This window comes from Stenotrophomonas genospecies 3, assembly GCF_054473855.1.
Genome location: NZ_JBTMUR010000002.1, coordinates 88,275 through 103,415, shown reverse-complemented (window position 1 = coordinate 103,415; position 15,141 = coordinate 88,275). Strand labels below are relative to the sequence as shown.

At 66.4% G+C, this 15,141-nt stretch carries 9 protein-coding genes; 5 read left to right on the top strand and 4 right to left on the bottom strand.

The genetic code is table 11. From position 1 onward, the window contains the following. Positions 1-6: 6 nt before the first annotated feature. Positions 7-1,047 (bottom strand): ribonucleotide-diphosphate reductase subunit beta, encoded by a 1,041-nt coding sequence (locus tag ACX9OT_RS02845; protein WP_024957408.1) that lies wholly within the window; start codon positions 1,045-1,047, stop codon positions 7-9. Between the two features lie 137 nt (positions 1,048-1,184). Further along, the gene (locus tag ACX9OT_RS02840; RefSeq protein WP_459000805.1) at positions 1,185-3,548 is read right to left on the bottom strand and encodes a ribonucleoside-diphosphate reductase subunit alpha; all 2,364 of its coding nucleotides are present in this window, start codon (positions 3,546-3,548) and stop codon (positions 1,185-1,187) included. 432 nt (positions 3,549-3,980) lie between these two features. Here ACX9OT_RS02840 and ACX9OT_RS02835 point away from each other — a divergent pair, with 432 nt between their 5' ends. Beyond that, positions 3,981-4,958, top strand: a complete 978-nt coding sequence (locus ACX9OT_RS02835; RefSeq protein WP_459000803.1) for a zinc-binding dehydrogenase — start codon at positions 3,981-3,983, stop codon at positions 4,956-4,958. Positions 4,959-5,186: 228 nt separating this feature from the next. Then, on the top strand, positions 5,187-7,814 hold the full coding sequence (locus ACX9OT_RS02830) for a TonB-dependent receptor (RefSeq protein WP_459000801.1): 2,628 nt from the start codon (positions 5,187-5,189) through the stop codon (positions 7,812-7,814). A gap of 43 nt (positions 7,815-7,857) precedes the next feature. Here the strand turns inward: ACX9OT_RS02830 and betT are convergent, their stop codons facing one another. Both betT and ACX9OT_RS02820 read right to left on the bottom strand, forming a co-directional pair. Continuing rightward, positions 7,858-9,837, bottom strand: a complete 1,980-nt coding sequence (gene betT / locus ACX9OT_RS02825; protein ID WP_459000799.1) for a choline BCCT transporter BetT — start codon at positions 9,835-9,837, stop codon at positions 7,858-7,860. Between the two features lie 195 nt (positions 9,838-10,032). Further along, the gene (locus tag ACX9OT_RS02820) at positions 10,033-10,413 is read right to left on the bottom strand and encodes a VOC family protein (protein WP_459000796.1); all 381 of its coding nucleotides are present in this window, start codon (positions 10,411-10,413) and stop codon (positions 10,033-10,035) included. 150 nt (positions 10,414-10,563) lie between these two features. Here ACX9OT_RS02820 and ACX9OT_RS02815 point away from each other — a divergent pair, with 150 nt between their 5' ends. The 3 genes from ACX9OT_RS02815 to ACX9OT_RS02805 all read left to right on the top strand — a co-directional run bounded on the left by ACX9OT_RS02815 (position 10,564) and on the right by ACX9OT_RS02805 (position 15,041). Then, positions 10,564-11,082 (top strand): sigma-70 family RNA polymerase sigma factor, encoded by a 519-nt coding sequence (locus ACX9OT_RS02815; protein WP_101765637.1) that lies wholly within the window; start codon positions 10,564-10,566, stop codon positions 11,080-11,082. Beyond that, positions 11,079-12,023: a FecR family protein gene (locus ACX9OT_RS02810; RefSeq protein WP_459000794.1), complete on the top strand. Its 945-nt coding sequence runs from the start codon at positions 11,079-11,081 to the stop codon at positions 12,021-12,023. Before ACX9OT_RS02815 ends, ACX9OT_RS02810 begins: the two co-directional genes overlap by 4 nt. Positions 12,024-12,092: 69 nt before the next feature. Continuing rightward, positions 12,093-15,041, top strand: a complete 2,949-nt coding sequence (locus ACX9OT_RS02805) for a TonB-dependent receptor (RefSeq protein WP_459000792.1) — start codon at positions 12,093-12,095, stop codon at positions 15,039-15,041. Positions 15,042-15,141: the final 100 nt, after the last annotated feature.

Sequence of the window (15,141 nt, the reverse complement as noted above, 5' to 3'; positions counted from 1 at the left end):
CTGGGCTCAGAGGTCGTCGAAGCCGTTGTCGACGTTGGTCTTCTTGTAACTTGCATTGCGCATCTCGAAGAAGTCGGTCTTGGTTTCGGTGAAGTTGTCGGCGTAGGCCTTGATCCACGGCATCACGTTGTCGGTGGTGTCGCTGTACAGGCGCTCGATGCCGAGCATGCCGGCCATCTTGTTGGCGCGGTACTTCACGTAGCGCACCATCTCGTCCACGTCGATGCCGTCGATACCGTCCAGCACCTCCGACGACCACTGCGTCTCCAGCTCGATCGCGTGTTCGAACGATTGGTGCACGTAGGCGGTCAGCTCGTTGGTCTGCAGCTCAGGGTTCTCGCCGATGATGGCGCGGATCAACTCGCTGATGAACTTGGTATGCGCCAGCTCGTCGCGGTTGATGAAGCTGATGATCTTGCCGGTGCCGTTCATGCGGTTCTGCCGCACCATGTTGTAGAAGTAGGCGAAACCGGAATAGAAGTTGATGCCTTCCAGGATCGAGGACTGGATCAGCGACTTCAGCAGGGTCTCGGCGGTCTTCTCGCGCATGAAGTCGTCATACGCGCCCATGATCGGTGCGTTGCGCTTGATGATGGTCGGGTGGGTGCGGGCGATTTCAAAGATGCGGTTCTGGTTCGGCAGGTCGGTGATAGAGGCCAGCACGTAGCTGTAGCTCTCGTTATGGATCACTTCCTGCTGGCCGATGATCGCTGCATTGGCATGCGCGGCGGGATCGGTGATGTACTCGGCCACGTTGTAGATGAAGCGGGTCTGCGGTGAGTCGAGCGTGGCGAGCAGGCCGATGATCGAGTCGTAGGCGTTCTTTTCGCGTGCGTTGAGCTCGCCGTACTGGCGGGCATCGAGCTTCATGTCGACCTCGTCGGGAATCCAGAAGTTGGTCGACAGCTCCTTGTAGGCCCGATAGAACGACGGGTACGGAATGTCGTTCCAGTTGAGGATGCCGCTGGTGCGGCCGTTGATGATGCCGGTGCTGCGGTTGGGATGGCGCGGTTCGAGGATCTTGATGCGGTCGAGGGGGGTTGCCATGGGTTTCTGCCTTCGTTCTCTTTCTATCGTGTTGCCGGCCAGCGGCCGGCACTACCGAAGATCGCGGGGTTGCCGGCCAGCGGCCGGCACTACCGAAGATCGCGGGGTTGCCGGCCAGCGGCCGGCACTACCATTGATCAGCTGGAGCACCACTCGCATTCGCTGATGTCGATGTCGTTGGAGCGCACGTAGTAGGTGGTCTTCAGGCCTTCGCGCCAGGCGCTCAGGTGCAGCTCCAGCAGCGTGCTGGCGCGGATGGTGCTGGGCACGTACAGGTTGAAGCTGATCGACTGGTCGACATGGCGCTGGCGGCGTGCGTTCTGGCGCACGCTGGCGAACTGGTCGACCTTGTAGGCGCCCTTCTCGTAGTACGGCCAGGTTTCCAGCGACAGGCCCGGCGCGGCCACCGGCCGCCGGAAATCCTTCTTTTCCTCGTAGTAGAACGCGCTGTAGATCGGGTCGATGGAGGCGGTGGAACCCGCGATCTGTGCCGTACTCATGTTCGGCGCCACCGCCAACAGCCAGCCGTTGCGCAGGCCGTGCGTGGCGACCTCGCGGGCCAGGCTGTCCCAGGCCGCGCCGTTGTAGTCGCGGTCACTGAAGTAGCGTCCGTTGTGCCAATCGCTGCCGGCGAACATCGGGTAGCTGCCCTTCTCCTTCGCCAGCTGCGCGCTGGCCTGGATGGTCAGGAAGTTGATGCGCTCGTACAGGCGGTCGGCCAGCTCTTCGGCATCCTGCGACTCCCACTGGATCGACTGCTGCGCCAGCAGGTGGTGCCAGCCGAACGTACCCAGGCCGATGGCGCGGTACTTGCGGTTGGTGATCGTGGCCTGCGGCACCGGCAGTGCGTTGAGGTCGATCACGTTGTCGAGCATGCGCACCTGGATCGGGATCAGGCGTTCCAGCACATCGGTGGCCAACAGGTCATCCGGCGCACTGATCGCCCGACCGAGGTTGATCGAAGACAGGTTGCAGACCACGAAGTCACCGGCCCGGCGTGTAGTGACGATCTGGTCGCCGCTGACGATCTCCTGGATCATCCGCGTCGGGCTCATGTTCTGCAGGATCTCGGTGCACAGGTTGCTGGAATAGATCATGCCCGCGTGCTTGTTCGGATTCCGGCGATTGACCTCGTCGCGGTAGAACAGGAACGGGTTGCCGGTCTCCAGCTGGCTGAGCATGATCCGCTTGAACAGATCGATGGCCTTCACCGTGCGGCGACTGATGCGTTCATCGGCCACCAGCTCGGCATAGCGGTCGCGGAAGCTGCCCGAACCACGCTTCTCGTCGTAGAAATCCTGCAGGTACCAGCCCTTGGCCTGCTTCACCTCGTGCGGGTCGAACAGGTACCAGTCGGCACGGCGCTCGACCGCTTCCATGAACAGGTCCGGCACGCACACCGAGGTGAACACATCGTGCGCGCGCAGGCGCTGGTCACCGTTGTTGAGGCGCAGGTCCATGAAGGCTTCGATGTCGCGGTGCCAGATGTCCAGGTACACCGCCACCGCGCCCTTGCGCTGGCCGAGCTGGTCGACCGACACCGCGGTGTTGTTGAGCTGCTTGATCCACGGCACCACGCCGCCGGAGGAATTGGGCACGCCACGGATCGGCGCGCCGCTGCTGCGCACATAGCCCAGATAGGCTCCAACACCACCGCCGTGCTTGGACACGCGGGCGATATCGGTGTTGGAGTCATAGATGCCCTGCAGGCTGTCGTCCACCGTGTCGATGAAGCAGCTCGACAACTGCCCGCCCACCTTGCCGGCATTGGCCAGGGTCGGTGTGGCCACCGTCATGTACAGGTTGGACAGCGCCCAGTACGCCTCGCCGACCAGCTGCATGCGCCGCTCGCGCGGCTTTTCCTCCTGCATCAGGTACAGCGCAATGGTCAGCCAGCGCTCCTGCGGCAGTTCGTAGACTTCGCGGCTGCGGTCGCTGGCCAGGTAGCGCGTGGCCAGCAGGTACAGGCCGTTGTACGCGAACAGGCGATCGCGTTCCGGGTCGATCATCTCGCCGGCCTGCTGCAGCTCTTCCTTGGAATAGCAGCGCAGGATGTCGTTGCTGTAGATGCCTCGGTCGGCCAGGCTTTCCTGCAGGCCCACGTAGGAGCCGTACTTCAGGCTGACATCGTAGAAGCGGTTGCGGCTGGCGCGTTTGTACAGGCGGCGCAGGTAGATGCGCGCGGCGAACTGCTCCCATTCCGGCGCGACCAGGTCCACGCGCGATTCGGCCTCGCGGATCAGCAGATCGACCAGGTCGTCGGCGCTGATGCTGGGCTTGCGCTCGACCATCGCCTGCACCACGCGGCGGTAGTCGCTCACATCCAGCTGCGGGAACTCGGCATGCACCGCATCGATGCTGCGCTGCAGGCGCTCGGCATCGAACGGCAGGCGGCGGTTGCCGGCCTCCTTGGTGATCCAGGTCGGCACGCGCTCGCCGCCAGCCCGCAAAGCGTCGCCGGCGCCGGCCAGATCGGCCGCGCGGTAGGTGTTGTCGGTCATGGTCCTGCGTCTCCAGGCTCGCACGCACGGTGGCGTCGATGCCGTGGCAGCCCTGCACGCGATACCGGCGCACGGGGCGATCGGGGTGGGATGCCAAAGCGCGGGAACACCAGGTCGTCGGCATGCGCCTGCGCCTGCGGCCGGTATCCGGGCCGTGGGGGCGACCTGTGTCCGCACGATGGCGGCCGCGTCGACACGGCAAGCCTTCAGGGGCGGGCCGCGGGACGTTTGCTGCATGTCCGGCGGCGGCGGCTGACCGGGAGTGACGGCCACAACATAGTGGGGATATTCCGAGCCGTCAACACAAGATGCGGTAATCGCGACATGCCGCGACGATCCGTCGCAGGATGCCGTGTTGCAGCGGCGACGCCTTGTCGACACTCCCTGCGTCCCCAGTTCGATACAACTTCAACTTTCATCGGAACACCGCCCATGCGCGCTGCCCAGTACTCCTCCTTCGGCGACCCGGCCGACGTCCTCGCCATTGCCGATGCCGCGCTGCCCGAGCCCGGCCCCGGCGAGGTGCGCATCCGCACCGTGCTGGCCTCGATCCACAACCACGATCTGCTGACCGTGCGCGGCCTGTATGGCTACAAGCCGACGCTGCCGGCCATCGGTGGCAGTGAAGCGCTGGGCGTGGTCGATGCGCTTGGCGAAGGCGTCGACGGCCTGCAGATCGGCCAGCGGGTTGCCGCCGCCTCGGTGCATGGCACCTGGGCCGAAGCGTTCATTGCACCGGCACGCATGGTGATTCCGATGCCGGAGGCGATCCCCGACGAAATGGCCGCACAGCTGATCGCGATGCCGCTGAGCGCGCTGATGCTGCTGGAGTTCCTGCACGTCGAGCCGGGCCAGTGGATCGTGCAGAACACCGCCAACGGCGCGGTGGGCAAGTCGCTGGCGATGCTGGCGCGGGCGCGCGGCGTGCACGTGGCCAACCTGGTGCGCAATGCCGACGCGGTCGCGCTGCTGCAGGCGCTGGGCATCGATCACGTGTTCGATACCTCGGTGGACGGCTGGAAGGATCGCGTGCGCGCCGCCACCGGCGAAGCACAGGTGGCGGCCGCGGTGGATTCCATCGGTGGTGATGCCAGCGGTGACCTGGTCGACCTGCTCGGCCACCACGGCACCCTGGTGTCGTTCGGGGTGATGAGCGGCGAACCGATGCGCATCCCGGCCGGCGGCCTGATCTACAAGGAGGCCACGGTGAAGGGCTTCTGGGGCAGCAAGGTCAGCCAGGCGATGGCGGTGGAGGACAAGCGCCGGCTGGTTGGCGAGCTGCTCAAGCGCGCGGCCAGTGGTGAGCTGACGCTGCCGGTGGAGCAGGTCTTCGCACTGGACGACATCGCCCAGGCGGCGAAGGCCGGTGCGGGTTCGGGCCGCAACGGCAAGGTGCTGCTGCGGCCTTGATGGGCGGACAACCGGGGTCAGATCCCTTTCCGTTGGAAAGGGATCTGACCCCCCAAGAGGGGTGCGGACCAACGGTCCGCACCCACCGAAGCACAGAACACCCCACCGAGGTCACAGACTTTCGTTAAGAACCTGTGATGTATAACTGAATGCGCTTTCGTCATTGGAAGGCGCACGCGGCTGCGTGCGGTACTGACGGCTCCTCCCCCGTTCGGCGTTGTCGCTTCCATGTACCGCACCACCCTGAACCTGCTTGCCGGCGCGATCGCGCTGGGCCTCACCGCCGGCGCTGCCGGCGCCGCTGAAACCGCCGACTCTGGCAAGGACAGCACCACCCTCGGCACCGTGCTGGTGACCGGCTCCAACATCAAGCGCAGCGATACCGCCGGGCCGAACCCGGTGCAGATCGTCAGCCGCGAACAGATCGAACAGACCGGCCGCTCCACCCTCACCGACGTGCTGCGCAACCTGTCGGCCAATGCCGGCAACAGTTTCGACGAGCAGTACACCGGCAGCTTCGCCGCGGGCTCGGCGTCGATCGGCCTGCGCGGCCTGTCGCCGAAGAACACGCTGGTGCTGGTCAACGGCTATCGAGTCTCCAACTTCGGCTTCGCACTCAATACCCAGGACACCTTCGTCGACCTCAACGCACTGCCGATCAGCGCGGTCGAACGCATCGAAGTACTGAAGGACGGTGCCTCGGCGGTGTACGGCTCCGACGCCATCGCCGGCGTCATCAACATCATCCTGCGAAAGAACTTCCAGGGCGTGGAAGTCGGCGGCGGCTTCGGTACCGCCACCCAAGGCGGCCTGGACGAACGCAAGGCCAACCTGCTGGCCGGCTTCGGCGACCTCGAACAGCAGGGCTGGAACGTGCTGTTCGGGCTGGACCTGCTCAAGCGCGACCGCCTCGATGGCGACGACCGCACCTATACCCGCAGCGGCGACTTCCGCGACAAGCCCGGTGGCCGCCTGGCCGGCTGGTCCACCGCCGGTGGCAACTGGCTGAGCAACCCCCGTGCGCCGCAACCCTTCAGCCCCTGCCCCGATGGCAGCCAGCTGCGCCCCTACAGCGATTTCGGCAGCACCCTGCCCGGCCAGGCCTGCGCCTTCAACGCGCAACCGTTCAAGACCCTGCAGCCCGGCGCCGAGCGCCTGCAGGCGTCGCTGAGTGCGACCTATCGCGTCAATGACAGCGTCGAGGCCTTCGCCGATGTGCTGTACAGCCACAACAAGGCCGACCAGATCTTCAGCGCGCCACTGACCGTCGGCCCCGGCCTGCGTGCCTACAACCCGGCCACCGGCACCCTGATCGACGTGCCGGCGGTGCTGCCGGTCGGCCACCCGAACAACCCGGGCAGCACGCCGCTGCCTTTCGAGTACACCTTCTTCGACCTCGGCCCGCGCCTGAAGGACAACACCCAGGTGTTCTACCGCGCCCTGGCCGGCGTGCGCGGCAGCGGCGAGCGCTGGGACTGGGAAGTGGCGGCGCTGACCTCGCAGAGCGCGCAGCGCGAATACGTGGACAACTTCGTCAACCGCTACGCGTTCGAGCAGATCCTGCGCGATGGCAGCTACAACTTCCTCAACCCGTCCAGCACGCCGGAGGCGCTGGATGCCCTGCGCCTGCAGACCACGCGACCGGGCTGGTACAAGCTGCACTCATTGAACGTCAAAGCATCGACCTCGCTGTGGGAACTGCCGGCAGGCGCGGTCGGCTTCGCCTGGGGTGCCGAGTTCCGCAAGGAATCGCTTGATGCACGTACCAGTGCGCAGGTACTGTCGGGCACCGAACTGCGGCCGGCGATCAATGTGGTCAACGGCGAGCGCCAGGTCAGTGCCGCCTACGCCGAACTGAGCGTGCCGTTGCACCGCACGCTGGAACTGCAGCTCGCCGGTCGCGGCGACCGCTACGATGACTTCGGCAAGGCGTTCTCGCCGAAGGTGGCGCTGCGCTGGCAGCCGCTGGACAGCCTGCTGCTGCGCGGCTCGTTCTCGCGTGGGTTCCGCGCGCCGTCGCTGCCGGAGATCGCACCGGGCCAGACCGTCAGCTACGGCTCGGTGATCGATCCGCTGGATCCGCTGCAGCCCGGTGGCAGCCGTGGCGTGACCAACATCCGCACCGGCAACCCGGACCTGAAGGCCGAGCGCTCGCGCAACTTCAACGTGGGCGCGGTGTGGTCGCCGGATGGCGACACCAGCATCGGCCTGGACTGGTACCGCATCGAGCAGGACAACCTGGTCAAGCCGGACAGCGCGCAGTTCATCGTCGACAACCCGACGCTGTTCCCGGGGCGCGTGCAGCGCGATGCACAGGGGCGCATCACGTTCATCACCAACCAGTACGCCAACCAGGGCGAGTTGACCACCTCGGGGCTGGACCTGGACGCCAGCCACACCTTCCGCACCGAGGGCTGGGGCAGCTTCACCGTGGCCGGCAGCTGGACCCACCTGCTGAGCTTCAAGCAGCCACTGGTGGCCGGCCAGGCACCGTACGAAGGGGCCGGCAACAACCGCCACGGCGCACTGCCGCGCACCCGCGGCACCACATCGCTGAACTGGGCGGTGGGCGACTGGAGCAGCACGCTGAGCCTGCAGTACGTGAGCGGCTACGACCAGCGCGTGGCGACAGCGACCAGCAACCCGGGCCTGCGCGACCGCATCAAGCCGTATCACCAGCTGGACCTGTACGTGGCCTACGAAGGTATCGCCAACACCACGTTGTCGCTGTCGGTGCTGAACCTGACCGACAAGGACCCGCCGTTCGACCCGGCCGGTGGCTCCAACGGCTTCGACATCAGCCAGTACAACCTGCGCGGGCAGTTCGTCTCGCTGGGGGCGCGCTACCGGTTCTGATGGGGCAAAGGGGTGTGCGGACCAACGGTCCGCACCCACCGCATCAACGGCTCAGGTGCAGGAACTGCAGGTGCCGTTCGTACTGGCTGATGATGTCGTTGATGATCTGCTTGCGGCTGTAGCCGACCAGGTCGTAGTCCTGGCTGCCTTCGAACAGGTGCACTTCAGCGCGGTAGTAGCGCTGGTTGCGCAGCTGCTGCGCGGCGAACGACGGGGTCAGGTAGCCACTCAGGATCACCCGGTACAGGAAGTCCTGCTGCTCGCCGTGGTTCACCGTCAGCTCCATGTCGCCGGCCTCGAAGCGCGTCGCCACGTCCCAGCCCTGCCCGCGCAGCTGTTCGGCCACCGCTTCCATCGCCGGCTTCACCGTGTCGTCCATGAAGCGGTAGACTTGGTCGCGCACCGGGAAGTGCATGGCCTGGCTCAGGCGCTGGCGCCAGCCCTGGTGGTGGCGGTCGTCACCGATCAGCGGCGAGGGCCGGTACTGCAGCGCGCGCTTGCGGTGCGATTCGTCACTGAAGGCGCGGGTCAGGCCCCACATCATCAGCAACAGCACCGCCGAGAACGGCAGCGACGCCAGCACCACCGCCGATTTCAGCGCATCGATGCTGCCGGCCAGCAGCAGCCCGGCGGTCAGCACGGCGATCACCGTGCCCCAGAACACGCGCAGCCAGCGCGGGCCGTCATCCTCAGGCGCGCCGCCATGCGAGGACAGCGTGGACAACACCACCGCCCCCGAATCCGCCGACGTCACGAAGAAGATGAAACTGACCAGCACCGTCACCGCAATCACCGTGCGGCTCCAGGGGTAGCCATCGAGCAGTGCATACAACACGGTCGGTGGATCATCCACCGCCAGCTGTGCCAGCTGCTGCTGGCCGTGGTGCAGCACCTGGTCCAGCGCGCTGTTGCCGAAGATCGACAGCCACGCCAGGGTGAAGCCGAGCGGGATCAGCAGCACGCCGAACACGAACTCGCGGATGGTGCGGCCACGCGAGATGCGCGCGATGAACAAGCCGACGAACGGCGCCCAGCCGATCCACCAGGCCCAGTAGAACACCGTCCAGCCGCCCAGCCATTCCGGTCGGCCGCCATAGGCGTACACATCGAAACTCTTGCCCACCACGCTGCCGAGGTAGTCGCCCAGGTTCTGCATCAGCGTGCTGAGCAGGTACTGGGTGGGACCGGCGCACAGCATGAACAGCACCAGCGCGATCGCCAGCAGCATGTTGATGTTGGCCATCCAGCGCACGCCCTTCTCCACCCCGGAAACGGCCACGGCCACCGCCGCGCCCATCATGCTGACCACCAGGATGATCTGCACCAGGTTGGAGTGCGGGATGTTGAACAGGTGCGACAGGCCGGCGTTGAGGTGCAGCACGCCGAAGCCCATGTCGGCGCCGATGCCGAACACGGTGGCGACAATGCCCAGCGCGTCCACGGTGTAGCCGATCGGGCCGTTGATGCGCTTGCCGATCAGCGGGTACAGCGCCGAACGCAGCGCCAGCGGCAGGTTGTGGCGGTAGGCGAAGTAGGCCATCGCCATCGCAGCGAGCGCGAACACGCCCCAGCCATGCAGGCCCCAGTGCAGGAACAGCAGCTGCATGGCCTGGCGCGCCCCAGCCTCACCCGCAGCCGGGTCGCCCTGCGGCGGCTGCAGGTAATGGGTCAGGGGCTCGGAGACGCAGAAAAAGAACAGGGTGATGCTGATGCCTGCGGCGAACAGCATGCCGGCCCAGGAGAGATAGCTGAACTCCGGCTCGTCATGGTCGGCACCGAGCTTGATGCCACCGTACTTGGACAGCGCCACGCCGACCACGAACACCAGGTACAGGGTCATCGCCAGCAGGTAGTACCAGCCGACGTTGAGTGCGGCCCAGTCCTGCGCCTTGACCAGAAGGCGGCCCGCACCGAGCGGGAACAGGCTGACGAACAGCGCGAACGCCACGACAACGATCGCCGCGAAGGCGAACACAGGTCGAAGGGTGCGCACCGGGGATTGTTGCGGCTCCAATGCTTCCATGGGGCGGCGTTCTCCGGTAGATCAAAGGGTTAGCCGACCGATTCTGGCTGAACCGCAGTGGACAGAGCATGAAGTTGCGGCCCGTGGTCACAGGCCCGGCCCACCAATCCGTGTTATCACGCGCGCGCCGGAGCGTGCCTGCGAGCGCAGCCGCGCGCGGACCGCGTGCACCGCGGCCACGCGCATAGTGTCCAATCACGACATCACATGCACCGCGCACAGCTTGTTGCCATCCGGGTCGCGCAGATAGGCCAGGAACAGCTGGCGCCCGGCCATGCTGCGGATGCCGGCCGGGTCTTCGATGGCGGTGCCGCCATGGGCCACGCCCGCATCCTGCCAGCCACGCACGGCCTCGGCGCTGTCGAGGGTGAAACCGATGGTGCCGCCGTTGGCATGGCACGCCGGCTGCCCATCGATCGGTGCAGTGACGATGAACATGCGGCCATCCTTGAAGTACACCAGCCGGCCCTTGTCATCGAAGACACCCGCACGGGCGCCCAGAGCGGTGAACAGGGCATCGTAGAAGCGATGCGCGGCGTCCATGTCGTTCGTTCCAACGGTGATGTGGCTGAACATGCGGGCACTCCTTGTGGAAAACCGCAGTGTCGGCGAGCCCGGCGGGCATCGCAAATGCACGCCTCCGGCCTGCTGCTGCGTTCGCAGGGTTTGTCGTGCGCCGCTCGATCACTATATGATGGGAATCATTCTCATTAATGATCGATGCCGATGGCCGTGCCCGCCGCCTCCAGCACTGCGCTGGCGGGGTTCTACCGCGAACACCATGGCTGGCTGCTGGGTTGGCTGCGCCGCCGCACCCACAACGCCGACTGCGCTGCCGACCTGACCCAGGACACCTTCCTGCGCCTGCTCAGCCGTCGCGTCGATCCGTCCGAACTGCGCCTGCCGCGCGCTTACCTCAGCACCATCGCGCACGCCCTGCTGGTCAACCACTGGCAGCGCGCGGACCTGGAGCGTGCCTACCTGGCCGCACTGGCTGCGCAACCGGAGCCAGTGCATCCATCGGCGGAAGAACGCACGCAGGCACTGCAGCTGCTGCACGCCATCGCCGACATGCTGTCCGGCCTGGCCGAACGCCCACGCCGTGCGTTCCTGCTGGCACGACTGTCTGGCCTGGGCTATGCGGAGATCGGCCAACAACTGGGCGTGTCCGAGCGCATGGTCAAGAAGTACATGGCGCAGGCGATGCTGCATTGCCTGCGCCTGTCCGGCGATGCCACGGCATGAATGCCGCACTGGCCAGCCCGGCGCTGGAGCAGGCGGCAGAGTGGTTCGCGCTGCGCCAGCAGGGCTGGAGTGACAGCGACCAGCAGCGATGGCACGCATGGCTGCATGCCGATGCTGGTCACGCCGACGCGTGGCGCCGGGTCGAGACGGTCTGGCAATCATTCGCTCCCCTGTCTGCACCGGCGGCAGCCACGGCGCTCGATGCTGCCGGCCGTCGCCGCCGTCGCGCGCTTCGCAGTCTCGGTGGCGCCCTCGGCATCGGTGCGGTCTCCCTGCTCGGCCTGCACGGGCTGCGCGAACAACGCGGCCTGCAGACACAGCGCACCGCTGCCGGGCATACCGGGCACTGGACGCTGATGGATGGCAGCCAGCTGTGGCTCAACGCGGACAGCGAAGTCACGATCGACATCGGAAACGGCCGCCGCGCCCTGCACCTGCTGCGTGGCGAACTGCTGCTGCAGACCGGCCATCACCCTGCCTTCGCCGGCCTGCCCTTGAGCGTGCATGTGCCGGGCGCACGCCTGCAGCCGATCGGCACCCGTTTCGCGGTCGGCCGCGAGGCGCAGGGCAGTCGCCTGGATGTGTTCGACGGCGTGGTGCGCTGCCTGCCGCTGTTCGGCGCGGCACTGGACGTACCCACAGGCGGGGCGGCACGAATCGGCCCGATGGGTGGACTGTCGACGGTCGATGCGGATCCACTGCGTGGCGACTGGCAGGACGGCCGGCTGCAGGTGCAGCACACACCCTTGATCCGCGTCATCGACGAACTGGCCCGCCACCACCAGGGCTATCTGGGCTGTGATCCGGCACTTGCCGCATTGAATGTCACCGCCGTACTGCCGCGCCTGGACAGCCTGCAGGCTCTGCAACTGCTGGCCCGCGCCCTGCCGATCCGCATCGAGCAGCGCTGGCCGTGGTGGACCGTCGTGCGTCCGCTTTGACATCGCGGTTCCCTTTCTGCGCGCTCACCGGGCACTACAAGGGAACCCATTGCGGATGTTGCCGCCCCCATGAAACTGCCCTGCCCCTCCCCTCGTCCCCTGGTCATCGCCTTGTGCATCGCCCTGGCGACCCCCTGCCTGCTGCCTACCACGGTCCATGCACAGGACACCGCTGCCGCCGTTGGCTGGCAGATTCCAGCCAGCCCGCTCGACCTGGCCCTGACCGCATTCGGCCAGCAGTCGGGCCTGTCCATCGCCGCCGACGCGCGCCTCACCCGCGGCCGCCACAGCAACGGCGTGCAGGCCACGCTCGGCACGGACGCCGCATTGGCGCAGCTGCTGGCCGGTACCGGCCTGGCCTTCCAGCGTGATGCCAATGGCGTGGCGCTGCAGGCGGCACCCGACGCTGAAGCCGGCGTGCGCCAGATCGGCACGCTGCGCGTGGCCGGCCAGGCCAGCGAAGGTGCTTCGCCGTGGGGGCTGGCCGATGCCGATGCGGTCTACCGTGACAGCGGCTCCCGCGTGCACCTGGACCGCCAGCAGCTGGAACGCTTCCGCGGCCAGTCGATCGGCGATGTGCTGGCCGGTGCGGTCGGCGTGCATACCGCAGACGTGCGCAATGGCGGCGCACTCGACGTCAACATCCGCGGCCTGCAGGGCCAGAACCGGGTGCCCGTGATCATCGACGGTGGCCAGCAGGCCATCGACGTGTACCGCGGCTATGCCGGCGTGCAGCAGCGCAGCTATCTGGACCCGGACCTGATCAGCGCGGTCAGCATCGAGAAGGGTCCGAGCCTGGCCGCCAACGCGGCCAGCGCGATCGGTGGCGTGGTCTACATGGAAACGCTGAATGTCGATGACATCCTCGACGACGGCCAGGCCTGGGGCCTGCGCGTGCGCGGCGGCGTGGCCGACAACAGCATCGACCGCACGCGCGTGTTCAAGCAGGTGGCGCGCGGCAGCGAAAACCGCAACAGCCTGCGTGACCCGCGCGACTGGAATGGCAGCGTGGCCTTCGCCCAGCGCGGCGAAGACTGGCAGCTGGTCGCGGCCTATGCGCGGCGCCGCCAGGGCAACTACTTCGCCGGCAGCAACGGTGCACATCGCTACGACGACCAGCACCTGTCCAGCGGCGGCACGGGCATGTCCAGCCAGGCGGTCTCGGACATGTACCACCCGGGTGATGAAGTGCTCAACACGCACACCGACAACGAATCGGCGTTGCTGAAATTCACCTGGACACCCAACCCCGACCAACGCCTGGAGCTGAGCCACCGCTACTTCAATTCGAGCTTCGGCGAGATCATGCCGTCGGCGATCGGTCGCGTGGGCGAGTCCAACGAATGGGTGACCTACGTGGACAAGGCCAACACCATGTTCCAGTTCGAGCCGGGAAAAATGCGGGTCAACGCCACCTCGCTGCGCCACCGCTACCGGCCCGAGGCGCATCCGTGGCTGGATCTGAGCAGCACCCTGTGGTTCACCACCGCCACCAGTCGCATGTTCAACAGCAACATCGCCAACACGCCGCTGTTCAGGGAAATGGCCTCCGACCAGATGCCCGACACGCTGGGCGAGACCTACGGCCCCGGCCTGCAGTCGGACGTGAAGACCCAGCGCTGGGGCGTGGACAGCAGCAGTACCACGCGCTTCAGCAACGGCCTGGGTAACTGGACGCTCCGTTATGGCGCCTCCTTCCAGCACGAGGACACCGCACCGAACTCGCCGGTGCTGCCGGTGGACTACAACAACAACCGTTACCTGCGCTCGGGCACGCGCCGCGAGGCCAGCGTGGTGGCGTCGCTGCAGTGGCAGCCGTGGGACTGGCTGTCGCTGACTGCCGGCGGCCGTTTCACCGATTACCGCACCCGCGACCGCAACCGCGTGGCCTTCGTCAGCGAATCGCGTGACCTGCGCTACACCTTCGCGCGGCTGAGCAAGGGCGGCCAGCTGCTGCCGGGCTGGTACAAGGAGTGGTACCCGGATGCACAGGGCAACTACACCTACGACTCGCTGCGCGCCACGCCCTATGGCGACAGCACGCTGGGCCAGGCCTATGACTTCGACGGGTTCATCCCTGACCCGCGTGGTGCCAATGGCTTCTACACCAAGCAGATTCCCACCGCCTGGGGCTACAAGCCGGCGATCCGGCGCTCCGGCCACGGCTTCGCGCCCTATGCCGAAGCACGCTTCAACCTCGACGCGGACATGTTCTTCTACGTGAAGTACGCGCAGGGCTGGAAGATGCCCAGCCTGTTCGAGTCGACGCTGGGCAACAGCACCTCGGCGCCGGTGGCTGACCTGAAGCCGGAGAAGAACCGTTCCTGGGACATCGGCTTCAGCCTGCTCAAGCAGGACCTGTGGCGCGACGGTGACCGCCTGGCGTTCAAGGTGGCCTGGTTCAAGAACGATATCGACAACGCGATCACCCGCCGCTTCGATTCCAGCAACTGGGCGTTCTACGTCGACAACGTCGACAATTACACGGTGTCCGGCTACGAGCTGCAGTCCGGTTATGACGCTGGCATCGCCTACCTTGACCTGTCGGCCAGCTACTACCAGCGCGCACGCACCTGCGATGCGGCCACCGCCAAGCGCCTGCGCGAAGACCCGTATGCGAAGTGGAGCAAGCTGGACACCACGCCGGACTGCGTGGACGGCGGCTTCGGCACCTCGTTCGTCAACGCACAGAACCCGCCGAAGTACTCGATCCACAGCACGCTCGGCTTCCGCCTGTTCGACAAGCGGCTGGATACCGGCATCCGCCGCACCTACAACAGCGGCCCCACCCACGAACTGGACAAGCCCTGGAACACCACCGGTTCGACCGGCCTGCAGAACATCTACCTGCCGACCGCGATCTATGACTTCTACGCACGCTGGCAGTTCACCCCGCGCAGCGAAGTGGAGCTGGTGGTCAGCAACCTGCGCAACACCTACTACATGGACACGCTGGCGATGAGCCTGATGCCGGGCCCGGGTCGCACCACGCGGCTGAACTTCACCGCACGCTTCTGAGTGCTGCAGAAACAGCAACGCCCCGGGGAGATCATCCCCGGGGCGCTTGCCTGCGGCAGCTCACGCGCTGGCAGATGCCAACCGTGGTTCTGGTAGGCGC

Coding starts and splice junctions, on each gene's coding strand:
- ACX9OT_RS02845 (WP_024957408.1), bottom strand. CDS start 1,047: ATGGCAACCCCCCTCGACCGCATCAAGATCCTCGAACCGCGCCATCCC.
- ACX9OT_RS02840 (WP_459000805.1), bottom strand. CDS start 3,548: ATGACCGACAACACCTACCGCGCGGCCGATCTGGCCGGCGCCGGCGAC.
- ACX9OT_RS02835 (WP_459000803.1), top strand. CDS start 3,981: ATGCGCGCTGCCCAGTACTCCTCCTTCGGCGACCCGGCCGACGTCCTC.
- ACX9OT_RS02830 (WP_459000801.1), top strand. CDS start 5,187: ATGTACCGCACCACCCTGAACCTGCTTGCCGGCGCGATCGCGCTGGGC.
- betT (WP_459000799.1), bottom strand. CDS start 9,837: ATGGAAGCATTGGAGCCGCAACAATCCCCGGTGCGCACCCTTCGACCT.
- ACX9OT_RS02820 (WP_459000796.1), bottom strand. CDS start 10,413: ATGTTCAGCCACATCACCGTTGGAACGAACGACATGGACGCCGCGCAT.
- ACX9OT_RS02815 (WP_101765637.1), top strand. CDS start 10,564: ATGGCCGTGCCCGCCGCCTCCAGCACTGCGCTGGCGGGGTTCTACCGC.
- ACX9OT_RS02810 (WP_459000794.1), top strand. CDS start 11,079: ATGAATGCCGCACTGGCCAGCCCGGCGCTGGAGCAGGCGGCAGAGTGG.
- ACX9OT_RS02805 (WP_459000792.1), top strand. CDS start 12,093: ATGAAACTGCCCTGCCCCTCCCCTCGTCCCCTGGTCATCGCCTTGTGC.